Consider the following 24,955-nt stretch of genomic DNA (forward strand, 5'->3'; position numbering starts at 1 on the left):
GCGCGAAGCCGCAAGCGAGATTCGATACGCGACGGGCGTTGTGAAGCTCGCTTACGGCTTCGCGCGCCCCGATCGATCGCGCGGCTCGTCTAGGGATGCGGCAGCTTCAGTCCGTGAGCGTCGAACGGATTCGTCGGCGCTGGGGGGAGGCTATCCGAGCCGGCCTTTTGCTTGGTGATGTCGCTCAAGCCGATGTGGACCTTCTTGTACTCGTCTTCCGAGATCATGTAGTACCAATCGGCGAAGCGGCTGTTCAATTCCTTGGCGTGCGCCTTGCCTTTCTTCACCGTATCGTCGTATTCATCTTGCTTACGGCGATTTTCGGTTTCGATCCGCTTGCGTTCGGCCTCGCGTGCCTGTTCCTCTTCGGCGCGCTGGATATCGCTCTTCGGCTTCTCGGCTGCGGGCTTTGCCGGTTCAGGCGTTTTGTGCTCATCGTCCGTGGTTTTCTTTTCAGGCTTCTTGTCGGCGGACTTGTCAGCCGGCTTTTTCGCAGCGGGTGTCGTTTCGGCCGGCTTGTCGGCCGTTTTGGTTTCCGCCGGCTTCTTATCGTTGGACTTGGGAGCATCCGGCGCTTTAGCGTCGCTGGCCGGCTTTTTGGCGCCATCCGTTTTCTTCACGTCGTCGGTCGGATCGGCGAGGGCCAAGAGTTCGCCCGAAATTCGCGAATTGGTTTGGCTCCCCTTCGGCGCCTCGGGTGGTTTAGCGTCCGATTTTTCGGCTGGCTTATTGTCGCTGGAACCGGCGGCGGGCTTCGGCGCGGCGGGGGTTTTATCGGCAGGCGCTTTATCGGCTGGCTTGTTCGCGGCCGGCGTCTTCTCTTCGGGCTTTTCCGAGCCGGTCTTGGGCGGCTCCGTCACCTTCGGCTCGGCCTTCTTCGGTTCGGTCTTGCTGGGTTCCGTCTTGTTGGGCTGGGTGGCTTTTGGCGGCGTTGTTTCTTTCGCCGGAGTTTTCGCCTCGGGCAGCGGCTCGAGCACGGGCTTGGGAATCAGATCGGGATTGAATTGGGCGGTCACGAAAACGAGGCGCTCGACATTCGTTTCCTTATTTCCCTTTTTCTTGGCCGTGTTTTTCTTCTCGCCGGAATCGCTCTTGAACGTCATCGCCGCGCCGCCGAAGCGCAGTTTGTATTCGACGCCGTCTTTCATTCCGATCGTCATGTCGCCGCCGGCGGAAAGCACTTCGGTGGGCTTCTGCCGAGGAAAGACCGCGAAGCCCCCGTCGGCAAGCGAATCCTGGGCATCGGGGTCGCCGAGCCATTCCTTGCCGGTTTTCAATTGCTTGGAAAAATCGGCCGGTTTGCGAGCGACATTCACCAGCTTCAGGCCCGAGATATTCGTCTTTAGCTCGTTGATTTTTCCGCTATCGAGTTCTTCATTGACCGGAAGGCTGATCTGCTTAGGCTCGTTGTCCTTGTATTCGGTGAGCTTCTTGAGCGACCAAGCGGCTTTGTTCTCTTCGAACGACAGGTCGATGTCGTCCTTGCGAACGACCGAGCGGTCGAGCGTGTAGTCGCGGATCAGAAGGCTGTTGACATCCCACGGCTGTTTCATGGCGAGAATGTCGGTATCGACCCAATCTTGGAATTTCGTCGTCAGCACGTCGGTATCGAGCGAAACCTTGTAAATTCGGTCCTGCCCGGCCCGGCGAACGAACCGCAAATTCGACGATCCTCCTTCGGCGGTCGATTTATCTTCCTTGCCGACGATCAATCCGGCCAACTCTTTGCTGGCGGCATCGCGCACCACGACGAGCCGGCCAAAATCGGAGAAGCTCGATGAACTGAGCGTTTTTTCGTTCGGCTCCACGACTCCGTAGGTTTCCTGGTCGCCCGGCGCATCGCTCACCACCGCCAGCACGCGCAGGCCGATGATGCTCGACGCCGCCTTGAACACATGATCTTCGGCATTGGCCGGGTAATCCTCGTGCGAAGGCACGACCCAACGGCCGTTGACGTCGGCCACTTTGAAATCGCTCAGCGAATTGGTGGTTTCATCGACGCTGGTGATGGCGAGGCTCTTGGCGGCCGACGGGTCGGTCCACTCGGGAAACAGCGATTGGCCCACCTGTCCTTCCGTTTCGTCGGTCGTAATATGGGGCCGCGAGGCGAAGGCCGCCACCGCCAATAGGACCGCGACGCCGAGCACCGAAAATGTTTTTGCCGATTCACTCATGACCTGTTCACCCTGAAAAAAGCTAAGACCGATGCCACGGGCGCTCCCGGTGGCGGCAACCAAGGCTTTGCTAAAACACCGGCGGCTAGCGCCTTGCCGCTAACGGGCACCGGCCAATTGCGAGCGGCAAGGCGCTAGCCGGTAAATCACTTATCTCAATCGCGACTTCGCGACCCCCTCGCGTTCCTGGGCCCGGCGGCTGAAGAACACGAACATGCCCACGATGAAGGGCAGGATCGGCGGCAGCACCAGGATCGCGAATTTGTAAATATTCTCGACGCGGATTGTCTTGGAATTCGACTGCCGATCGAGAATCTCGTCTTGGCGCGCTAAGCCGCGCTTGAGCTGTTCGACGCGGTTTGCAATGCGTTGCGATTCGACTTTTTGGTTCAAGGCGGCGACGGTAATTTCTTCCCGCAATTCCGGTGTGATGTCTTCGCCGTTGCGTTGCAGTTCTTGCGCTTTCTTCTGAAAATCGCGGAGTTTCTGCTCGAATTCCTCGCCGCCGGCCTGTGCCTTGCTGATTTCGGCATTCACCTTGTCTTGCGCTTCATGGTGGGCTTCGTCGCGTTCCTGGCGGTAATCGGCGACGAGTCCTTCGATCGTTTCGAGCGTGCGGTGCGATGGTTCTCGCTTGCGGATTTCGACGAATTTTGTGTCGCCGGCCAAAACGTCGAGCGTGTTGAGCACGAACACGATGTTGTCGAAATGGGCGCCGATTTCTTCCTCTTCCGCATCGGAATGGATGCGGAACACTTCGTTGGCCATCAGATCGATATCCGGCACCAAGACGACGTTGACCGTGTGGCTGGCCTCGGCGGCGCGTTTCTTTTCCGCCTCTTCGACGGCCGATTTGGGTTTTGCCGAGTCGGCTTTTTTGCCGGCGTCTTTCTTTTCGGTATCCGGGGCCGGTCTGCCTTTCACTTCGCCGGTGATATGCGCCGCGACGCAATACGATTCATGCGTCGTATTTTCGTCTTCGAGTTGAATGCGCGATTGCGCGTCTTCGATGACACTGCGAATCTGATCCGAGGGGATCGTGCCGGTGGTGTTGCCGGTGCCGATCAACTCGACGAATTTCATCGTCGAGGTGTTCAGCTTTTCCACCGCGCCCGGGAAGGGGAACCACATTTCTTGCAATCCGGAAGTGATCGGCGATTCATCGTTGAAGGGCGTTTTTCCGCCCGGCTCGTGGCGGCCGATGAACACGAACTCGCGCGGCAGGCCGCGGGCAATTCCGAACAGTTTGGGATAGGGGTTCCAATCCTGCCACACGACCGAGTCGCTGGATGTTGTTCCGGCGAATGCCCCGCCGCGCTCCTTGGCCACGTATTTGATTCCCAGCAAGCTCCACAATTCGCCGATGTCGCCCTTCGCCGGCCCCGGCATGCCTTGCATCCCCTGTTTCGGCTCGGTGGTGCCGGCGACCGCTTGGAATACAGGGGCCGGGTCTTCGAAAATGGCCGTCGGCTGGCCGTTGCGGATCGCCTGAATCAAATTGAACAATTGCGGCTGCGCGAGCGACGATGGTTGCACGGCCAGCAGCGCGTCGAACTTTTCGATCGGCTTCGACGGATCGACTTGCACCACGTCGTATTGCTTTTCCAGTTCGTCGATGATTTGCTGCCGCGGCAGAGGCTGCATTCGCTGCATGTCGAAGCCGCCGAAGAGCTGCACATCGGTCGTCACGACCCCCAATTTTTTCCGCTTCGCCTGGGCCACGGTGGCAATCGAGCGAATCAACTCATATTCGATCGGAGTGCCCCGATCGAAAAACGGCACGACGACTTTCTGCAAGCCGCAGGTGATCGCCGCGCCCATGAAAATCTGCTCGTCTTTCATCGTGCCGCGGCTGTTGCCGCGCACCGCATGGGGCTTGATGCCGAATTGCTGTTCTGCGTTCGTGGCCTCTTCGGTGGTCGGTTCGGTATTGACAATTCGAACTTGAACCCGGCCGCCGCCCAGCTTCTCGAACTCGCGCAGATCGTTGAGCAGATTGAGCCGCGTTTGGACGTAGTTCTCCGGCACCAGCGGGCTGACGTAGGCGTCGATGTGGATGGGCCGGTTTTTCGTATCCAGCCCGCGGAGCAAACTGACCGTGTCGGGTGAAAGCGAGCTGACTCGCTCGGCCGTCACGTCGTAGCGAAGATTGAAAGTTTCGACGACCATGTCCAAGCCCACCGCGGCCACGAGCAGGCACAAAAAGCGAACCAGATAGTGCCCCAAAAGCGATTGCCCGTCGCGGCCTCCCATCCAATGCCGCCGCCCGATCAACACCAGGCACAAATACAGCATTACGACCGCCAGCAGGCAGAAATACAACGTCGACGAGAGGCCGATCATGCCCCGGCCGAAGTCGCGAAATTGCTCGGGGATGCCCCAATGCTTTATCGTTTGCGTCCATTCCGGGCTGCCGGTGAATGCGTCGGCCAAATCGGCGAAAACCAGCGGGGCATTGAACACCACGCCAAGGATAAACGCCACGGTCAGATTGCCGGTGAGAAACGAGCCGACCATGCCGACGGCGATCATCGCCGTGCCCATCAGCCAAAAGCCGAAGTAATTCGCGGCGAATAGAAATACGTCGGGATGCCCCAAAAAACGCAGCATCAGCAGCGTGCAAATCAAGGAGAACATCAGTGCGACGCTATAGATGCCGACGCCGGCCAAAAATTTCCCCGCCACAACGTCCACATCGCTGGCCGGCAGCGTCAGCAGCAATTCGTCGGTGCCTTGCCGCCGTTCGTCGGCCCAAATGCTCATCGTGATGGCCGGGATGAAGAACAGCAGGATATATGGCAAATAACGACTTAATTGGTCGAGATTGTCCAGGTTGTTGTTGAAAAAATCGAACGTCCAAAATGCGGCAAACGACGACAGCATCACGAACAGGCAGATAAACACATAGCCCGTCAGGCTGTTGAAATAGCTCAGGAAGTTGCGCCGGAAAATGGCGCCGATAGCATGACTATTCATAGCAGTAGTGGGCCAGGGATCAGGGGCCGGGGGTCAGAGTTTGGTCGGTGGGTGTTCTTGGTACGGGCGCTCTTTCGAGCCAGCGGCATGAAGCGGCTAGTGCGACGCGGCGGCGCTGAGGGCGTGGAACCGTTCGTCAAGCGATTGGCCATCCTTGGCAAAATCCTTCACCGTGCCGTCGAACATCAACTTGCCTTCATAAACAAACAGCACGCGATCGGCGATCGCCGAAACTTCTTGCAGGATGTGCGTCGACAGCAGGATCGTCTTGTTCTGGCCGAGCCGGCGAATTGTCTCGCGAACTTCGCGAATCTGGTTCGGGTCGAGCCCGGCCGTGGGTTCGTCGAGAATCAGCACCTCCGGTTCGTGCAGCAGCACCTGGGCCATGCCGACACGTTGCCGAAAGCCCTTGGAAAGCTTTCCAATCGGCTTTCCGATGACGCTCCCCAAGGCACAGAGATCGACCACCGCGCCGATCCGCTCTTGCTTGCGAGCGGCGGGCATGCCGCGGGCATCGGCAAAAAATTCCAACAGGCTGCGGGGCGTCATGTCGGGATACAGCGGCCCATTTTCCGGCAGATAGCCGAGCACCCTCGAGCCGGCCAACCGGTCGGTGGCCATGTCGTGCCCCTCGATCCGGGCGACGCCGGCCGTGGCCGAAAGATAGCCGGTGAGCAGCTTCATGGTCGTGCTCTTGCCGGCCCCGTTCGGACCAAGAAAGGCCACCACCTCTCCCCGGTGGACCTTGAATGAAACGTCATCGATCGCGGCAAAGTCGCCATAATATTTCGACAGGCCAACGGCCTCGATCATGGCGTTTTCCGACGGTTCAGTCATCTTCACGACACTCCTATGGACACGCGCTTGCGCCCGAATCGAAGTCCCCGCCTCCTCGCCGTGCGACAAGCCCCTGGACGGCCTGCCAGAAAACGCTCCTCGGCGGGAAGAACGCACCGGGCCTATCCTAAAACCTTCGCCACCGTTCGGCAAGGTCCAACCAACCGGCCGGCGCAAGTCTTGCCCCAACGCCAAAGATGGCCAGCGCACGGCACTCGACATTATTACGGCGCGAGCCGCTCGATGGTTCGCGCGGAAGACGGCTCGCGGACTCAGAGGATCGCGATTGCGAGGCCGCGGAGCGAATGGCCTATGCAAGACCGCCCCCAGCGGTGGTCAGCGAAAGCCGCGGTGCTACAATCGGGGCTCATCCGCAGCCACGGCAATCCGCACCACGATCGAATTACGCACCACGTCTCGCCTCATCGATCTCTCGCCCCATTGATGCACTCGAATCCGCAGCGCGATCCCGAGCTTCGGCTCATCGGACAGACCGATATCCGCGTTGCGCCAGTGGCCCTCGGATGCTGGCCGCTGTCGGGAATGACTCGCGAAGGAATTTCCGCGGCCGATGCGGCCGCGACGCTCGATGCTTGCTTCGAGTGCGACGTCAACTTTTTCGACACGGCCTACAATTACGGCCTGACAGGCGAAAGCGAAACGCTGATCGGCCGGGCAATCGCCGGGCGGCGAGATCGGGCCGTGATCGCCACCAAATGCGGCATCCATTGGCAGCCGCCGCGAACGATGACGCTCGACGCCCATCCCGAAACGCTCCGCCGCCATTTCGAGGAAAGCTTGCGCCGGCTTGGCGCCGATCACGTCGATCTGCTCTATCTGCACGCGCCCGATCCGGCCGTTCCGCTGGCCGAATCGGCGGGAGCGCTTGGCAAGCTTTTGCAAGCGGGCAAGACGCGGGCCGTGGGCGTGTCGAACGTTTCGCTTGCGCAGCTCAAAGAATTCGCGGCAGCTTGCCCCTTAAGCGCGTATCAGCCCCCCTACAACATGCTGCAACGCCAAATCGAAGCCGACACGCTCCCCTGGTGCGTCGAAAACGACGTGTCGGTGATCGTGTATTGGCCGCTGTTGAAGGGCTTGTTGGCAGGGAAATTGCCGCGCGACTACGTCTTTCCGACGACCGACAGCCGGCACAAATATCCCCCCTTTCAAGGACTCGAATGGCAAAGGAACCAAGACTTTCTCGATCGCCTACGGCCGATTGCCGCTGAAACCGGCCGAACGCTCGCCCAATTGGCGATCAATTGGACAATCCACCGCCCGGGCATCACCGCCGCATTGTGCGGCGCGACTCGGCCTGGGCAACTGCGCGAAAACGCCGCCGCGATGGGCTGGTCGCTCTCGGCCGATCAATCGGCCCGAATCGACGCGGCGCTCTCCGAGCGCGGCGCCGCCCTGATGCGAGCCCCGGTGTAGAGGATCGTTTGCGAGGAGTGTAAGCATGGATCGGAAAACAATCGCGGCAACTTCCGGAATGGGTGCCATGCCCAAGGCCGTGCGTGGGCATGCGGCACCGGCGGCTAGCCGCCGGTAAGACGAATCAAAAACATGCCGACGCCGAGCCGTGGGGATGGCACCCCGAATTTCAAATGCCGACGTTGATTTTTCTGTGGCGGTGAAACCATGAAAACAGTGCTGATCACCGCGTTCGAGCCATACGACCGTTGGAAGACCAACGCCAGTTGGCTTGCGCTCGTGCAATTGACGCAGAATCTCCCGGCCCGGCCGAAAATCGTCACACGGCTCTATCCGGTCGATTTCAGCACCGTCAAGCAGCGACTCGGCGACGATCTGGCCACGGGATTCGACTACGCGATCCATCTTGGCCAGGCGCCCGGCTCCAGCCGCGTGCAGCTCGAGGCGATTGGGATCAATGTCGGCGGTTCGAGCACCGAAGCGCCGGACCAATATCGCGCGCTCGCCGACGACGGGCCCGTGGCCTACCGCAGCCCGTTGCCGCTGGGGGATTGGGCCGTGAAGCTGCGCGCCGCCGGCATACCGGCCCAGGTGTCGTATCACGCCGGCACGTATTTGTGCAACGCGACGCTCTATTGGAGTTGTTATCTGACGGAACGGATGGGCCTGAACACGCGGGCCGCGTTCGTGCATTTGCCGCTCGACACATCGCAAGTGGTCAGCGAGCCGCACGGCGCCGCATCGTTTCCGGCGGCACTGTCGGCTGCGGCACTCCGACTGATTTTGGGCGAGCTCGCGTGACGGCGACGCATGCGATTTACAGGCTTGACTCTCCGGCTGCGGCGCTCGACGATTCGAGAGGCGCCGGCAAGGCTAGGCTATGGCGCAAAACACTAGCCCGAAGCGTCAGCGAGGATGCGCTCCGTAGCGGATGGTCCTCGCTAAGGCTCGGCCGAAAAATAACTTTCGCCTTTCGAACCCCCCCTCCTGCCCTTTCCCGCAGGGGGAAAGGGGTCTGTGGAGAAGTTATTTTTCGGCCGAGCGTAATGGTCCAGCCGGTTTTCGTGCGGCTGTCAGCTAGCGAGACGATGCCGCAGTTGCGGGCCTCCCTCGCTAACGCTTCGGGCTAGTGGGTCGGCGGGGCGATTTTTCAGACAGAGCCAAGTTGGTCGATTCGAGCCAATCAATTCCCTTCAAGCCAATGAATGGAGCCTTCATCATGGAAAAGCGGCAATACGGCAAGACCGATATGCAGGTGAGCGTGCTCGGTTTCGGCGGGGCCGAGATCGGGTTCGAGGAAGCGACCCCCGACACCGTCGGCCGCTTGCTCAGCGACGCACTCGACGCCGGGCTGAATGTGATCGACACGGCCGAGTGCTACATGAATAGCGAAGAGTTGATCGGCAACGCCGTGGGCAGCCGGCGCGACGAATTTCATCTGTTCACGAAATGTGGGCATCCAGAATCGCCAGGCGTCGGCGATTGGCGCCCCGAGTCGCTTTTGCAGAGCATCGAGCGAAGCTTGAAGCGGCTGCACACCGATCGAGTCGATCTTGTGCACCTGCATAGCTGCTCGGAGGCCGAGCTGCGCAAGGGAGACGTGATCGCGGCGTTGCAGAAGGCTCGCGAAAAGGGCTACACGCGCTACCTCGGCTATAGCGGCGACGCCCAGGCGGCGAAGTATGCCGTCGAATGCGGTGCGTTCGATTCGCTGCAAACATCGCTCAGCGTCTTCGATCAACAATCGATCGAACTGACATTGCCGCTGGCCCGAGAGCGGCAGATGGGCGTGATCGCCAAACGGCCGATCGGCAATGCCGTCTGGCGATATCCGAGCCGGCCCGACAACACCTATCATCAACCCTATTGGGACCGAGCGCAAAAGTTGAAATATGATTTTGCGAGCGGCGACGCTCGGCAAGCGGCAGCCATCGCGCTAAGGTTTACGCTAAGCGTGCCGGGAGTTTGCACGGCGATCGTCGGCACAAAGCATCCGGGCCGGTGGCGCGAAAACGCGGCATTGCTCGAAGCCGGACTATTGCCCAAAGATCAATTCGAGCCAATCCGCGCCCGTTGGCACGAGTGCGCCGAATCGAATTGGATCGGGCAAGTGTAGCCGCACGTGGCTGCACGAGCCGTGCAGTGCGGGTGAACCGCAGAGCTTGGGCGATTTCCCGCCGAATTCGAGGCGGCACGCTGGCAGTGCAATCATCCGCTGCCAACTTCTCCTGGCCCACGATCTTCGGGCCATACAAGCGTTGCGATCCTATCGCCTTACCCCGTGAGGAAAGTCGGCCTGACCGAAATTTCCGTCACATTCGGCAAAATCGGTGCCGATAGAGCATTAGTAGACTCGCGCGGCCGCTCTCAGGGGGGAACCTGGGAAAAGCGATAGGGCCCAAGCGCCGTCGGTTCAATTTGCCGGCGATGCACCAGAGGCGAGCCGGTTTCTTGGGGGGATGAAAAATGCGAAAAAAGTGTTCCGACAGACGAATTGCCCAATTGCGAATCGCGCCATCCGTTTTGGCGGTCGCCGTCACCGCGATTGGACTTGCAACGGCTCCGCGTTCGGCGATGGCACAGTTTCTCGGCGAAGACTTCGTCACCCAAACCGCCGACGGAGCCACGGCCGCAGGCACAAACGCGATGGCGGCAGGCTTCACCGCCACCGCGAGCGGGAACTTTAGCACCGCCCTTGGCTTTGGCAGCACCTCTGCGGGCAGCGACAGCACTGCCGTCGGTTTCACCAGCACAGCAGGCGGCATCAGCAGCACAGCCCTCGGCGATACCTCGATCGCCAGCAACACCAATAGCACCGCCGTCGGCCAGCTAAGCTTGGCCAGCGGCTCGAATAGCACGGCCACTGGTCAGGCCAGTTCGGCGACCGGCGCCGATAGCTCGGCTTATGGCTTTACCAGCACCGCCTCGAACACCAATACCACCGCGCTCGGCGACACCAGCACGGCCAGCGGCACCAATAGCACCGCCACCGGCCAAGGAAGCACCGCCGCAGGCAGCAGCAGCTCGGTATACGGCCAAGCCGCAACCGACAACACGAACAACAATGCGGCCGTGTTCGGCCAGGGAAGCAGTGCCACGGGAGCCAATGCGTCGGTATTCGGCCAGGGCAGCACCGCCGGCGCGAACGGCTCGGCGTTCGGTCAGGCCAGCAGTGCCGCGGGGGCCAATGGCTCCGCATTCGGCCAAGCCAGTTCGGCCGCCGGCATGGATAGCACGGCGATCGGTTACATCGCCTCGGCCAGCAACACCAACAGCACTGCCCTCGGCGACACCAGCGTCGCCAGCGGCACCAATAGCACGGCCACCGGCCAAGGCAGCACCGCGAGCAACTCGAATACTTCGGCCTATGGCCAAGCGAGCACCGCCGCTGGAGCAAACGGCTCCGCGTTTGGTCAGGCAAGCTCGGCCGCCGGCATGGATAGCACGGCGATCGGTTATATCGCGTCGGCCAGCAACACGAATAGCACCGCGGTCGGCGACACCAGCGTGGCAAGCGGAGCGAACGGCTCGGCGTTCGGCCAGGCCAGCACCGCCGCTGGAGGCAACGGCTCGGCGTTCGGCCAGGGTAGTTCGGCCGCCGGCACCGACAGCACGGCTGTCGGTTATATCGCTTCGGCCAGCAACACGAACAGCACCGCGCTGGGCGACACCAGCGTGGCTAGCGGCACCAATAGCACCGCGGCCGGCCAGGGAAGCACCGCCAGCGGCGCCAATAGCTCGGCATACGGCCAGGCCAGCACCGCCGCGGGACCCAACGGCTCGGCATTCGGCCAGACCGCGTCGGCCGCCGGAACCGACAGCACCGCAATCGGATACGCCAGTTCGGCAAGCGCAACCAATAGCACGGCTTTGGGCGACAGCGCCGTGGCCGCCTTCGCGAATTCGACGGCCATCGGCCAAGGCGCCGCCACCACGCGGGCCAACCAGATGGTGTTCGGCACCGCCGCCAACACCTACACCGCTCCCGGTATCACCTCGGCCGCCAGCGCCGCCGCCCAAACCGGCGCCACCCAATTGGTCACGTCCGATGCCAGCGGCAACTTGGCCACGGAGAGCGCGAGCACGATCGTCGCCAGCTCGCCGGCCTTCCAGAGCTTGCAGCAAGATGTGAAGAAGAACACGCAGGGCGTGGGCGTGGCAATCGCGATGGGCAGCGGCGTCGGCAGCTTGCCGCCAGGCCAAAATTTCGGCGTCGCGGTGAACTGGGGCACGTTCGAGGGCCTCAATGCCGTCGCCGCCTCGGGCACGGCCCGGCTCTACGACAGCCTGTATTTCAACGGCAGCGTGGGCGTCGGGTGCAACGAAGGCACCGTCGGCGGCCGCGCCGGTTTGGCTTATTCGTGGTAATTGGATCGCAGGGGAGCGCAATCGTCGTTGCCACGCCGCGAAGCGTGGGAGCGACGCGATGAAAGGAATCGGCGATGACGACAATGAAAGCGGTGTGGCGAGCGTGGTCGGCGGCAGCGGTTGTGGCCGCTGGAATTTGGCTCCTTCCAAGCGCTGTCGACGCTCAAGCGCCGCGCCGCGATGGACAGCTCGACGTGCAAGAGATGCTGGTCAAGAACGCCATCACCGCCGTGAACCACGGCAATTTGACCGGCAATTACACCGTGCTCCGCGATCTCGGCGCGCCGAGCTTCCGCGAGCGGAATTCCGCCGCCCAGTTGGCCACGATCTTCCAGAAACTTCGCGACCAGAAATTCGATCTCAGTCCGATTCTCGTGCTGCAACCCGTCTACACCCAGCGGCCGGGAATCGACCAAGCGGGCGAACTGCTGCTGGTGGGCTACTTCCCGACGCAACCGATGCAAATCCAGTTTCGCCTGGCATTTCAACACGTCGGCGGCGGCTGGATGATCGACACCGTTTCGATCAGCACCGCGCCCGCCCCGCAGCAAATGTCGCAGATGCGACAGCCCATGCCCCCGGCGCCAGGCGCCCCCGTCTACTACGGCGTCCAACAAGCCGGCTACACCCGCTAACCGCCTCTCCACTGGGGTGCCAAGCCCAGGGAAGGCCGCCCAAGATCTTCAACTGCCCAACCGCCACCCTCGGCCTTCCCTGGGTTCGCAGCGCTCACTCCGCGCCGCGCACAAACCCTTCAATCCGCGCAAACCCCTCGCGCAAATTCTCCATGCTCGTGGCAAACGAAATCCGCGCGTAGCCTTCCGCGCCGAACGCCGATCCCATCACCGTGGCGACATTCTGCTGCTCCAACAGCGCCAAACACCACTCGGCCGAATTCTCGATCCGCTTGCCCACGTAGCTGCGGCCGAGATGTTCGCGAATATTGACAAACGCATAAAAAGCTCCAGCCATCTCCGTGCAGTGCAGGCCCGGAATCTCGCGAATCCGCCCCGCCACGAATTCGCGCCGTTTGGCAAACTCCGCGAGCATCCGTTCGACGCATTCCTGCGGTCCTTCCACGGCCGCCAACGCGGCGTATTGGCTGATGCTCGAAGGGTTCGACGTCTCTTGGCTCTGCAAATCGGCCATCGCCACTGCGACATTCTTCGGCGACAGCGTCCAGCCGATTCGCCAACCCGTCATCGCGTATGCCTTGCTCACGCCGTTGACGACGATCGTGCGCTCTTGCAAGCCCGGGCGAACCGTCGGAAAACTGGCGAAGCGGTGCGGCGCGTAAATCAGCCGTTCGTAAATCTCGTCGCTGACCACGAGCAGATTCCGCTCGAGCACGATATCCGCCAGCGCCGCCAATTCCTCCGGCGTATAGACGCTGCCGGTCGGGTTGCTGGGCGAGCAAAGTAGCAAAATGGTGGCTCGCGGCGACAGCGCGGCTCGCAATTGGCTGGGCGTGAGCTTGAAATCGTCTTCTTCGCGCGTCGGGATGATCTTCGGCGTCGCGCCGGTCAATTTCACCAGTTCGGCATAGCTGACCCAATACGGGGCCGGAATGATGACTTCGTCGCCCGGATTGCAAAGCGCGGTGAAAACATTGTGCAGCGAATGCTTCGCGCCGTTGGAGATCACCACTTGATCGGGCGCGTAGGTCAAGCGGTGCCGTTTGCCATAGGCCGCAGCCACGGCTTGTTTCAACTCGATGATCCCGCTGGCGGCGGTGTAGTGCGTATGGCCGGCGCGCATGGCGGCGGTGGCCGCGTCGCAGATGTGCTGCGGCGTGGTGAAATCGGGCTCGCCGACGCTGAAATCGACAACCTTCTTGCCGCCCTTGGCAAGTTCCTTGGCCTTGGCAGCCATGGCTAGCGTAGCGGAGGGTTCGAGCGCTTGCAGAATTCGAGAGATCGCGGGCATAGGCAGCAGCCTGTCGGCTGAGAGCGTAAATACTAAAGAAACGAAGGAGATCGGTGGCGGCTGGGAGCCATGTTACTAGCTGGCCGGATTATTTGCGGGCTTCTCCTCAAGCACCTTCGGAAACTTCTTATAAGCATCCTCATGCTTCTGCAGCGCATCGCCGAGCGCTTTGAGTTTCTCGACAACCTTAGCCCTCTGTTCGTCGTCGCGGGTTGGTCGAGTGGCTCGATAGTACGTGCCGGCGCAAGCCGCAAGAATCGCGAGGATCACGAGCAACCCCTCCACGCTAAATTGATACCACCGGCGGCGTGGCTTCAACGGTTCGGGGGAGGAGTAGGGGTCGGACATGTTCGCATTCTAGCGGACAGCTAATCGCCTAGGAGATCAGCGGTCCGTCCTGGCCGATGGGCGCGGCCGCGCGCTCGAAGCCGTGGCGAAAAATCAAGCCGCTTGACGGAGTTCTCTAATCAAACGACAATCATAGTTTCTTCCGTGTTCGCGTCCAAGGGTCCGCAGGGAAACGCGGTGCATTTGCCCTCATACAACCGCTTCTTTCTCGCCGACGCGCCGACACGAATCCCGCTTCGCTACCGCCGCTAGATTTCCCTCCCCGACAGCGGTTCCTGCTTCGTCCCTCAAGCCTACAGCCTCAAGCCTTCCCCCCCATGCCTCGAATCGGACTCTGGTTGATCGGCGCCAAAGGCGGAGTTGCCACGACTGCTCTCACTGGCCTCGTGGCCCTGAAAAAAGGCCTGATGAGCGAGACGGGCTTGGTCAGCGCCCTGCCGCAGTTCCAATCGCTCGAATTGTTGGATTGGAAAGACCTCATCGTCGGCGGGCACGATATTCGCGCCGGCCGCCTGTTCGACGAAGCGATGCGGATGCACACTGAAAGCCGAGCCATCTCGGCCGAAATCCTGCACAAGTGTAAGCCAGACCTCGACAAGATCGAAAAGAACCTTCGGCCGGGCACGATCCACAACGTCGGCCCGACGATTTCCAAATTCGCCGAGCCGGCCGTGCAGTCGCGGCGCGAGACGCCCCGCGAGGCGATCAAGCGGCTGCAGGACGACATGGATTCGTTCCGCCGCCGCGAAAAGCTGGCCCATCTGATCGTGGTCTACGTTGCGTCGACCGAGCCGCCCGTCGATGCGTCGACGATTCCCGAGCGCTGGTCGCAGCTTGATAAACTGCTCGATCAGCCTAGAAAGTGCCCGCTCTCGGCCAGTTCGCTCTACGCCATTGCGGCGCTCGATTTAGGGGCCACGTTCATCAATTTCACGCCCTCCACAGGCGCCACGCCGCCGGCGATTCAAGAACTGGCCATCGAGCGCGGCACGCGCCACATGGGCTACGATGGCAAAACGGGCGAAACGCTGATGAAAAGCGTTCTGGCCCCGATGTTTGCCCATCGCAATCTGGAAGTGATGAGCTGGGTCGGCCACAACATCTTCGGCAACATGGACGGCAAGGTGCTCGACGACCCGACGAACAAGAAGAGCAAGGTCACGAGCAAAGACCGGCTGCTGGGCCAGATCCTCGGCTATCCGCCGCAGACGCTGGTGTCGATCGAATACATCGAGAGCCTCGGCGATTGGAAGACGGCCTGGGACCACATCCATTTCCGCGGTTTCTTGGGCACCCCGATGACGCTGCAATTCATCTGGCAAGGCTGCGATTCGCTGCTGGCCGCCCCGCTGGTGCTCGATCTGGTCCGCTTCGCGGAGCGCGCATGGCGCCGCGGCGACGTGGGCGTCATGAAATTTCTGGCTTCATTCTTCAAGAGCCCGCTGGGAACGAGCGAACACGATTTCGCCGTCCAATTCCAAGCCCTCCAAGCCTGGACCGCCGAAACCGCCGCCAAACCAACCCCCCGCAGCAAAAGCGCCGGTTGATGCATGTGGCGCCATTAAAGAGGAATTAAAGGGGACGGGAGTCATTATTGACTGTCCCACGCGGTTGCAGTACGCTACTTGAATGCCTCGACGTGCGAGAACTATCGTGGGCGGATACGCCTACCATGTGCTGAACCGGGCCAATGGCAGGCTGCGGCTGTTTAGGAAAGACGCCGACTTCGCCGCTTTCGACCAAATCGTCGAAGCAGCGCACGAGCACGTGCCGCTGCGGATCTTGGGATATGTCGTGATGGGCAATCATTGGCATTTCGTGGTCTGGCCGCGGCGCGATCGCGGCCAAGAGGTGTCGGAATTCTTCCGCTGGCTAACGGTCACGCACGCCCAGCGCTGGCGGGCCCATCATAACACGAGCGGCATGGGGCACGTCTACCAAGGCCGTTTCAAATCCTTTCCCGTGGCTGCCGACGAACACTTGCTCGGCGTCCTGCGATATGTCGAGCGTAACCCGCTGCGCGCGGGTTTGGTCCGCCGGGCGGAAAAATGGCGATGGGGCAGTTTGCATCGCCGCGTGTCAGGAACCGAGGCCGAAAGAAATCTGCTTGCCGAGCCGCCGGCTCCCTTGGGCGATGATTGGATCCGCCACGTGAACGCGCCCCAATCGAAGGCAGAACTCGATGCGATTCGCCGAGCGGTGAATCGTGGCCAGCCGTTCGGCGGCGAGCGGTGGACCGCGAAGGTGACCGGCCAACTCGGGCTGGCACACACCTTTCGCCCTCGCGGCCGTCCCAAGAAGCAGATTGCCGGCGTGCCTTCCGAACCGCGTAAAAAATGACTCCCGTCCCCTTTAATTCGCAGCGCTATTTGGTCACCGGCGCTGCGGGATTTATTGGCTCGCAGGTGAGCCGGCTGCTGCTTGAGGCAGGGCACGACGTTGTCGGCGTCGACAACGTTAACTCGGCCTATGATCCGCGGCTGAAGCAGTGGCGGCTCGCGCAGTTGGCGGCGTGGCCCCGGTTTCGGCTCGAGCGGGTTGATATCGGGGATATCGCGGCGCTCGAACGGGTGTTTGCCGCGGCGGAGAATACGGCGACGCGCGAAACCGGCAAGCGTGCGAAGGACGCTGCTGAACCGCAAAGCGTATCTGCCGGCCCCTTTGCAGCGGCGCTGAATCTGGCCGCCCGCGCGGGCGTTCGGCCATCGGTGGCCGATCCGTGGGTTTACTTTCAAACCAATGCCGATGGAACGCTGAATCTGCTCGAAATGTGCCGCCGATTCGGCGTTCCGAAGTTCGTGCTGTCGTCGACATCAAGTCTCTACGGCGGGCAGAATCCGATCCCCTTTGCCGAAGACGCCGACACCAACCGGCCGCTTTCGCCCTATGCCGCGTCGAAAAAGGCGGCGGAGGCGATCTCGTACACGTACCATCATTTGCACGGCATCGATGTGAGCGTGCTGCGGTATTTCACGGTGTATGGGCCGGCCGGTCGGCCGGATATGAGCGTCTTCCGCTTCATGCGCATGATTGCCGAAGGCCAGCCAATCACGGTGTTTGGCGATGGCAGCCAGCAGCGCGATTTCAGCTATATCGACGACATTGCCCGGGGCACCGTCGCGGCCCTGCGGCCGCTGGGGTTCGAGGTGATAAATCTAGGCGGCGACCGGCCGATTCGTTTGGACTATGCGATCGAGCAGATTGCCGAGTTGGTTGGCCGGCGGCCGGAGATCCGCTACGCGCCGGCGCATCCGGCCGATGTGCCGGCAACTTGGGCGAACGTCGAAAAAGCCAACCGGCTTCTCGACTGGCGGCCGCAGGTTTCTTTGGAAGAGGGCCTTCGCCGCACGGCGGAGTGGTATCGGGAAAATCGCGAGATGATTTTGCCGTTGGATTTCGGCGACTGAGCGGCCGGCGGCGACGCCCGAATTCGCAAGCGAGCTTCGACTCCAAACGGCCGAGCTAGCTCGCTTGTGGTTTGGCGCGTGGCATGCGGCGCGGCGCCGCTGGCGCCACGCTAGCGTCTCTATACGCCGCCAAATTGGGCTTGCCGAAATCGGCCGGTTGTAAGACCCTAATGCCCCGGCGGTAGCGGGCATGATTGATGTGCCGCTGGCGCACGACCGTGTGTTGCGCTCGGAGCAGGGCAGACGGCATACGGAGTCTGCCTGCTACGAAGGGAACGCTAGTTAGATTTGACGAACCCGCAGGATGGAACCGATGGGCTTGTTACGCGGACGACGTGTGGTCGTCACGGGTGGGGCCGGCTTTTTGGGCCGCGAAGTTTGCACGGCGCTGGACGCATATGGCCCGGCGTCGATCTTCGTTCCCCGCAGTTTCGAATACGATCTGCGCCGCCGCGAAGGGGTTCGCCGGTTGATGCGCGTCATGAAGCCGGAAGTGATCGTGCATCTCGCTGCCGTCGTCGGCGGAATCGGAGCGAATCGGGCCAACCCGGGCCTGTTCTTCCACGACAACGCCATCATGGGCATCCAGCTTTTGGAGGCGGCCCGGCTGGCGAAGGTCGCCAAAGTGGTGTTGATCGGCTCGATCTGCGCTTATCCCAAACACGCCCCGGTGCCATTCCGCGAGGACGATCTTTGGAACGGCTATCCCGAGGAAACCAACGCTCCTTACGGCTTGGCGAAAAAAATGCTGCTCGTGCAAGCCCAGGCATACCGCCAGCAATACGGCATGAATGCGATTACGCTGATGCCGGTGAACCTGTACGGGCCGCACGACAATTTCGATCCCGAAACGAGCCACGTCATTCCTGCCCTGATTCGCAAGGCGATCGAGGCCCGTGAAGCCGGGGCCGCGTTTGTCGACGCCTGGGGCACCGGCTCGGCGTCGCGCGAATTTCTATTCGTCCGCGATGCGGCCCGCGGAATTGCCGCAGCGACGGAAAACTACGACAAGCCCGAGCCGGTCAACATCGGCTCCGGCCGCGAGATCACGATTCGGCAACTGGCGGAGATGATTTGTCGCCTGTGCCGCTTCACGGGCGAAATCCGTTGGAACGCCAGCCAGCCCGACGGCCAACCGCGGCGATGTCTCGACGTGGGCCGAGCGCGCGAGGAATTCGGTTTCGAGGCCAGCACGCCGTTTACCGAAGGCCTGCGTCAGACCGTCGCCTGGTACGAATCGCACCATCGCGGCTTGGCGGCGGCAGCATAGAACAAGCAAACCGCCGCTCGCGCCGGCGGATAGCGACGTGGGGCGGGCTGCGGGGGAAAATGCCATGGACGATCGGAAGCCGGTTCGCGACGCTCGTTCTTCTACCCCGCGCCGTGCGTTCGTCACCGGCATCACCGGGCAAGACGGTTCTTATCTTGCCGAACTACTGCTCGTCAAGGGATACGAAGTCCACGGCTTGATCCGCCGGGCGAGCACCTTTAACACCGAGCGGATCGAACATCTCTATTCCGATCCGCACGATCCGGCCACACGGTTGTTTCTTCATTACGGCGATCTCACCGACGGCGCGAGCCTGATGAACCTCGTGCTCTCGATCGAGCCCGACGAGATCTACAACCTGGCGGCGCAAAGCCATGTGCGCGTGTCGTTCGATCAACCGCTGTTCACGGCCGATGTCGACGCGCTGGGAACCTTGCGCATTTTGGAAGCGGCCCGATTATTGCAAGATCGCCGGCCGGTGCGGGTGTATCAAGCCTCGTCGAGCGAAATGTATGGCAAGGTGCGCGAAACGCCGCAAAAGGAGACGACGCCGTTTCATCCCCGCAGCCCCTATGCCTGCTCGAAGGTGTTCGGCTTTTATCAAGGGGTGAACTATCGCGAAGCGTATGGAATGCACGTGTCGAACGGGATATTGTTCAACCATGAATCGCCCCGCCGCGGCGAGACGTTCGTCACGCGCAAGATCACCCGCGCCGCCACACGCATCCGCGAGGGTTTGCAACAGCGGCTATTCCTGGGCAATATCGACGCCTGCCGCGATTGGGGCTTTGCCCGCGATTATGTCGAGGCGATGTGGCTCATGCTGCAGCAAGACGAGCCCGACGACTACGTGATCGCCACGGGTGAGTCGCACAGTGTGCGCGAATTCCTCGATGCCGCCTTCCGCCACGTCGGACTGAATTGGCAAGACCACGTCTCGCTCGATCCGCGGTATCTTCGCCCCGCAGAGGTCGATCTTCTGCTGGGCGAAGCGTCCAAAGCCCGGCGGCGGCTCTCGTGGCAGCCGCGCACATCGTTCGACGAACTTGTGCGGCTGATGGTCGACGCCGACTGGTCGCTGGCGCGGAACGAGCGCCTGCTGGCCGGGCGCCGCGCGGCATAGCGGCGAGCGAGTCGCCCCGAGATGCCGGCGGCAATTCTCGCTTGCGGTTTCGCGATCGCTCCTTCTCTCGCGCCGAGCCGCAGGATATCCTGGGTGCTGCTCCGCGCAGTAATTTGGCGATCATCCTTCCGGAACTTGGCCTCGTAGGACCAGCACGTGCCGACGCTCAAGCGAATTTTAATTACGGGAGGCGCCGGCTTTCTCGGCTCGCACCTTTGTGAGCGATTGGTCGCCGGGAAGCACGATGTCATTTGCATCGACAATTTCTTCACGAGCCAAAAGACGAACGTCGCCCATCTGCTAGGGCTGCCGAATTTCGAACTCGTGCGCCACGATCTCATTCAGCCGATCTGGCTCGAAGTCGACGAAATCTACAACCTCGCTTGCCCCGCCGCGCCCGGCCATTATCAGTTCAATCCGATCAAGACGATGAAAACGTCGATCGTCGGCGCGATCAACATGCTCGGCATGGCCAAGCGCTGCCGGGCGAAGATTCTGCAAGCCTCGACCAGCGAAGTGTATGGCGATCCGGAAGTCCATCCGCAGCCCGAATCCTATCGCGGGTCGGTCAATCCGATCGGGCCGCGGGCTTGCTACGACGAAGGCAAACGAGCCGCCGAAGCACTGTTCATGGACTATCACCGCATGAACCGGGTGAACATTCGCGTGGCCCGGATTTTCAATACCTACGGCCCGCGGATGCACCCGTTCGACGGCCGGGTGGTGTCGAATTTCATTCGCCAGGCGATTGCCGGCACGGAGATCACGATTTTTGGCGACGGCTCGCAGACCCGTTCGTTTTGTTATCGCGACGATTTGGTGGAAGGCTTGATCCGCCTGATGAACGCCCCGGACGATTGCATCGGGCCGATCAATCTCGGCAATCCCGATGAATTCACGGTTTTGCAACTGGCCGAGTTGGTGCTGGAGATGACCGGTTCGAAATCGAAGTTGGTTCGCCGCCCGCTTCCGGAAGACGACCCGACGATGCGCCAACCCGACATTACGCTGGCGCGGCAAAAGCTCGCCTGGCAGCCGACGATCCCGCTCCGCGAGGGCTTGAAGAAGACGATCGATTGGTTCCGCACGATCGATATGAGCAACTACCGCGCGCCGACGCCGAATTATTGAGTGCGCCGGCGGATGAAGGAGCAGGCAAGCCGTTTCCGTCGGCAAAAGGAAGCGGCCTGTCGGACATCCCGCGTTTTTCGGCGCGCGAAGAATGCGTCTGTCATCGCGCTTCCTCGCTGACGCTTCGGGCTAGTGTCGCTTCGAGCGGCGGCCACACCAGCCCGAAGCGTTAGCGAGGGACGCGGCGGCAAAGGATAAAGCTACTCGCCTGGCCGCCTCAGGGCCCGAATTCCATCTCGTCCGCCGTGCCGCAGAGCCCGGCAGACGCGGGCCGCGAAACCTTTCTTCCTCCCGATGCCACAGCTACAATAAAAATCCACGGGGCGCGCGGGGGGAACGGATCGGAATTGTAGGCAACGCTTTGCGACGAGGTATTTGCGATGACGGCACGCGATTGGGTTCGAGCATGTCTGCTTATTGTTTTTGCGACAACGGCGAGCGTCTCTGCAGTAGCCCTGGCCGATGAACCGGCCAAGCCGGCTCCGGCCGCGCCGGGTGCGACGGCTTCGAATCCGCCGAATGCCGATGCGTCGGCCACGCCGGCCGCTCAATCTTCCGAGGATGCCAAGCGGATGTTCGACGGCGCCCGCGCTCTGCACACCGGCAAAGCGTTCGATTTGGCGGCCGACGAATGGGAAAAGTTCCTCAAGGCATTTCCCGACGATCCGCTGGCCGCGCAGGCCCAGTTTTACGCCGGCGTTTCCTATCTCAGCGAGAAAGACAAACAGTACGACAAGGCCCGCGAGGCATTCGAAAAAGTCGTTGCGAAATATCCGAACTTCGAACAGTTGAACAATGCGTATTTCGACCTTGGCCTGTGTGATTTCAATCTCGCTCAGACCGGCAAGACCGAGCTGTATGCCAAGGCGGCCGACGCGTTCGGCCAGGTGATCGCCAAGTTTCCGAAATCGCCGCAAGTGGGCGACGCCCTCTATTATCGCGGCCAATCGCTCTATGCCGAGGGTAAGAAAGACGAAGCCGTGCAGGCTTGGAGCCGACTGGTTTCCGATTTTCCGCAAAGCCCCCTGCGGCCTAGGGCCCTGTTCAACCTTGGACTGACACAGGCCGAACTCGGCAAGCAAGATGCCGCCGGCGCGACGTTCGACACGTTTCTCAAGGAATTTCCGCAGAACGAACTGGCCAGCGAAGTCTACATTCGCAAGGCCGACACACTGTTGGTGTCGAATCATTTCGCCGATGCCGAGCAGATGTTTGCCTCGATCGCGGGCAAGAAGGAATACCCGCTGGCCGATTACGCCACGCTGCGCTACGGGATGGCGTTGGCCTCGCAAAAGAAATATGCCGCGGCGGCTGCGGCGGATGCGTCGCTCGTGGAAACTTTTCCGAAGTCGCAATATGTCGCCGCGGCAACGCTGGCGGCCGGCAATTGCTATTATCTGGCCGGCAACTACAACGAAGCCCGCAAGTGGCTGGGCAAGGTGCTCGACGGCGGTGGACCGGATGCCGTCGAAGCGGCGCATTGGATTGCCCGCAGTTGGTTGAAGGAAAAGCATCCGGCGGAAGCGCTCGCGGCAGTGGAAAAGGCGCTGCCGTTGGCGGAGAAGAGCCCGCGGCACGTCGATCTACTGATGGATCAGGCCGACGCGATTTACGACCTGCCGGGCCGCCGCGGCGAATCCGCGGCCCTCTATGCTCGCATCGCCAAGGATTTTCCGAGCAATTCGCAAGCGGCCGCCGCGCTGTATACCTCCGCTTCCGCGGCGCTGGACAGCGGCGATTATGCCGCCGCCTTGGCCCACGCCGAGGCATTCGAAAAAGCCTTTCCAGACCACGCGTCAATGGCCGATGCCCAATTCGTTGCCGCCGAATCGCAATTATTGCTGGGCAAATATGCCAAGGCCGACAAAGCGTATGCCGCGCTAATCAAGAAATTTCCGAACCATCCCGATGCACGCTCGTGGCTCGTGCGGCGGGCGTTTGCCTTGTATTTCGAAAAGAAATACGCCGAGGTCGTGTCGCTGCTGAAACCAGCCGTCGAGCAATTGAAGTCGCCCGAACGGCAAGCCGAGGCCCTGTTTCTGTTGGGCAGCAGCCAACTCGAATTGAAACAGTATTCCGATGCCGCCCTTTCGCTGCAAAAATCGCTCGCCGCCGGACCGCACGGCTCGCAGGCCGACGAAGCCCTGTTGGCCCTGGCAATCGCCCGCTCGGCCACGAAAGACGCCGGGGCTCAAAGCGACTTAAAGCGCCTCATCGCCGATTTCCCGCAAAGCAAATTGCTCGATCGGGCCCACTTCCGCCTTGGCGAAATGCTCTTGGAAGCGGGCGACAACGCCGGCGCCGCGGCCGAATATCAATGGGTGCTCGACCACGCGGCCGACAGCCCGCTCGTCCCCGCTTCGCTCGTGGGCCTGGGTTGGTCGCAGTTGAATCGGTCCGACGCGGCCGGGGCAGAAAAATCATTCGCGGCCCTGATCGATAAGCACGCCGGCGATCCGCTTGCCGCCCGAGCGCATTACGGCCGAGCCGCGGCCCGGCAGCAACTGAAAAACTACGCCGGGGCGGCCGAGGATATCGAAGCCTATTTGAAATCGGATCCGAAACCACCTGCCCGCAGCGATGCTCTTTATGTGCTTGGGCTGGCCCAGGAAGGGTTGAAGAAAAATGCCGATGCCGCGGCAACGTTCGATTCGCTCTTGGCGGGCGATCCAAACTATGCGTCGGCGGATAAAGTGCTCTACGAGTTGGCCTGGAGCCGAAAATCGACCGGCGCCGAGCAACAAGCTGCCGACGCGTTTTCTCGCTTGGCCAAGGATCATGGCGATAGCCCCTTGGCGGCCGAAAGCTGGTTCAATGTCGGCGAATTCGATTATCACAATAAGAAAGACTACAGAGCGGCGGCGGAAGCCTATTCGGCCGGGCTGGCGAAAGCGCCCAAGGGTGAACTGGGCGAAAAGATCGCCCATAAGCTCGGTTGGGCCTATTTCCAAAGCCAGCAGTATGGCAAGGCACACGATGCGTTTGCGGCCGAGCTGGAATCGTATCCGCAAGGAGCGCTTGCCGCCGACGCCGCCTTCATGGTCGGCGAGAGCCTGTTCAAGGAAGAGAAATACGAGCCGGCTCTGGCGGCATTCGAAAAGGCTCTCGGCACGAGCCCGGCCGACAATTCGGCCAAATCGCCCGACAAGAATCCGCCCTCTGCGAACCATGCCGCGAAGGCCGCAAAACCATCCTCGCCTGAGTTCGTCGAGTTGGCCCTCTTCCATGCCGGCCAGGCTGCCGCGCAAGGGAAGAAGTGGGACGAATCTCTCGCCCTGTTGAAACGGCTGCTCAGCGAATTTCCCGACTCGGCCCATAAGCTCGAGGCCGTTTACGAAGAAGGCTCCGACGAGCAGAATCTCGAGCATCAGGCCGAAGCGCTGAAGCTTTATGAATCCGTCGCCGAGAAAACCGAAAGCGTCGTCGGCGCGCGGGCCCGTTTCATGATGGGCGAAGTCGACTTCGACCAGGGAAACCACAAGGAAGCGATCCGCAACTATTACAAGGTGATCTACGGCTTCGGCGATACTCAGTCGCCGGCGCCGTTCCACGTTTGGCAGGCCAATGCCACCTTCGAAGCAGCCCGCTGTTTCGAGGTGCTGAAAAGCGTCGACAAGGCTAAAAAGTTGTACAACGAATTGCTCGCCCGTTATCCTGATAGTGACAAAGCGGCGGCCGCCAAGCAGCGGCTGGCCGCGATCGGCGGTTGAGCGATCCGAAAAACGGCACCACGGCGCACTGGAACGCGAGCCAACAAAACGCTTCGCGTGCAGGGCGATTTTGTGGTGCAATTGCAGCGTACGTCCGGCAACCAGTTTGGAGAGGCACTCATGTCAGACAATAGTTTGCGCCCAGGCCGCGCTTCGCGGTGGGTGTTTGGTTGGGTCGTGGTCCTGCTGCTGGCCTTCGCAGCAAGCGTGCAAGCGCAATCTACGGCGCAGAAATCCGCGGCCGGACCCTC

At 61.4% G+C, this 24,955-nt stretch carries 17 protein-coding genes; 12 read left to right on the plus strand and 5 right to left on the minus strand.

Going from position 1 to position 24,955, the window contains the following annotated elements; all coding sequences use genetic code 11:
- Positions 1-89 precede the first annotated feature (89 nt).
- From VHX65_06580 to VHX65_06590, 3 genes are all read right to left on the minus strand, one after another.
- Positions 90-2,174, minus strand: coding sequence for a hypothetical protein (locus VHX65_06580; protein HEX3998196.1), 2,085 nt, complete (start codon positions 2,172-2,174; stop codon positions 90-92).
- 150 nt (positions 2,175-2,324) lie between these two features.
- Positions 2,325-5,150 (minus strand): Gldg family protein, encoded by a 2,826-nt coding sequence (locus VHX65_06585; protein HEX3998197.1) that lies wholly within the window; start codon positions 5,148-5,150, stop codon positions 2,325-2,327.
- A gap of 96 nt (positions 5,151-5,246) precedes the next feature.
- Positions 5,247-5,987: an ATP-binding cassette domain-containing protein gene (locus VHX65_06590; GenBank protein ID HEX3998198.1), complete on the minus strand. Its 741-nt coding sequence runs from the start codon at positions 5,985-5,987 to the stop codon at positions 5,247-5,249.
- Positions 5,988-6,431: 444 nt separating this feature from the next.
- On the opposite strand from VHX65_06590, the gene VHX65_06595 reads away from it, so the two are divergent.
- From VHX65_06595 to VHX65_06615, 5 genes are all read left to right on the plus strand, one after another.
- Positions 6,432-7,421: an aldo/keto reductase gene (locus VHX65_06595; protein ID HEX3998199.1), complete on the plus strand. Its 990-nt coding sequence runs from the start codon at positions 6,432-6,434 to the stop codon at positions 7,419-7,421.
- 207 nt (positions 7,422-7,628) lie between these two features.
- Positions 7,629-8,222, plus strand: a complete 594-nt coding sequence (locus VHX65_06600) for a pyroglutamyl-peptidase I (GenBank protein HEX3998200.1) — start codon at positions 7,629-7,631, stop codon at positions 8,220-8,222.
- 400 nt (positions 8,223-8,622) lie between these two features.
- Entirely contained in the window at positions 8,623-9,537 is a 915-nt protein-coding gene (locus tag VHX65_06605) for an aldo/keto reductase (protein ID HEX3998201.1), read from the plus strand.
- 458 nt (positions 9,538-9,995) lie between these two features.
- Complete coding sequence (locus VHX65_06610; GenBank protein HEX3998202.1) at positions 9,996-11,789, plus strand: hypothetical protein; 1,794 nt, start codon at positions 9,996-9,998, stop codon at positions 11,787-11,789.
- A gap of 74 nt (positions 11,790-11,863) precedes the next feature.
- Positions 11,864-12,424 carry a hypothetical protein gene (locus tag VHX65_06615; GenBank protein ID HEX3998203.1) on the plus strand — a complete coding sequence of 187 codons (561 nt, stop codon included), beginning with the start codon at positions 11,864-11,866 and terminating at the stop codon, positions 12,422-12,424.
- A gap of 94 nt (positions 12,425-12,518) precedes the next feature.
- On the opposite strand, the gene VHX65_06620 is transcribed toward VHX65_06615, so the two are convergent.
- Together VHX65_06620 and VHX65_06625 are read right to left on the minus strand one after the other, a co-directional pair.
- Positions 12,519-13,715, minus strand: a complete 1,197-nt coding sequence (locus tag VHX65_06620) for a pyridoxal phosphate-dependent aminotransferase (GenBank protein ID HEX3998204.1) — start codon at positions 13,713-13,715, stop codon at positions 12,519-12,521.
- 75 nt (positions 13,716-13,790) lie between these two features.
- A complete protein-coding gene (locus VHX65_06625) occupies positions 13,791-14,063 on the minus strand; it encodes a hypothetical protein (protein ID HEX3998205.1) in 273 nt (90 codons plus the stop codon).
- Between the two features lie 317 nt (positions 14,064-14,380).
- Between VHX65_06625 and VHX65_06630 the strand changes: the two genes are divergently transcribed.
- From VHX65_06630 to VHX65_06660, 7 genes are all read left to right on the plus strand, one after another.
- Positions 14,381-15,610: an inositol-3-phosphate synthase gene (locus VHX65_06630; protein HEX3998206.1), complete on the plus strand. Its 1,230-nt coding sequence runs from the start codon at positions 14,381-14,383 to the stop codon at positions 15,608-15,610.
- 106 nt (positions 15,611-15,716) lie between these two features.
- A complete protein-coding gene (locus VHX65_06635) occupies positions 15,717-16,403 on the plus strand; it encodes a transposase (protein ID HEX3998207.1) in 687 nt (228 codons plus the stop codon).
- Positions 16,400-17,470: an NAD-dependent epimerase/dehydratase family protein gene (locus VHX65_06640; protein ID HEX3998208.1), complete on the plus strand. Its 1,071-nt coding sequence runs from the start codon at positions 16,400-16,402 to the stop codon at positions 17,468-17,470. Before VHX65_06635 ends, VHX65_06640 begins: the two co-directional genes overlap by 4 nt.
- A gap of 313 nt (positions 17,471-17,783) precedes the next feature.
- Positions 17,784-18,740 carry a GDP-L-fucose synthase gene (locus VHX65_06645; protein ID HEX3998209.1) on the plus strand — a complete coding sequence of 319 codons (957 nt, stop codon included), beginning with the start codon at positions 17,784-17,786 and terminating at the stop codon, positions 18,738-18,740.
- 64 nt (positions 18,741-18,804) lie between these two features.
- Positions 18,805-19,863 (plus strand): GDP-mannose 4,6-dehydratase, encoded by a 1,059-nt coding sequence (gene gmd, locus VHX65_06650; protein ID HEX3998210.1) that lies wholly within the window; start codon positions 18,805-18,807, stop codon positions 19,861-19,863.
- 156 nt (positions 19,864-20,019) lie between these two features.
- Positions 20,020-20,994 (plus strand): UDP-glucuronic acid decarboxylase family protein, encoded by a 975-nt coding sequence (locus tag VHX65_06655; protein HEX3998211.1) that lies wholly within the window; start codon positions 20,020-20,022, stop codon positions 20,992-20,994.
- 380 nt (positions 20,995-21,374) lie between these two features.
- Positions 21,375-24,704, plus strand: coding sequence for a tetratricopeptide repeat protein (locus VHX65_06660; GenBank protein HEX3998212.1), 3,330 nt, complete (start codon positions 21,375-21,377; stop codon positions 24,702-24,704).
- The last annotated feature ends 251 nt before the right edge of the window (positions 24,705-24,955 follow it).

The sequence above is a fragment of the Pirellulales bacterium genome (assembly GCA_036267355.1).
Lineage (GTDB): Bacteria > Planctomycetota > Planctomycetia > Pirellulales > DATAWG01 > DATAWG01.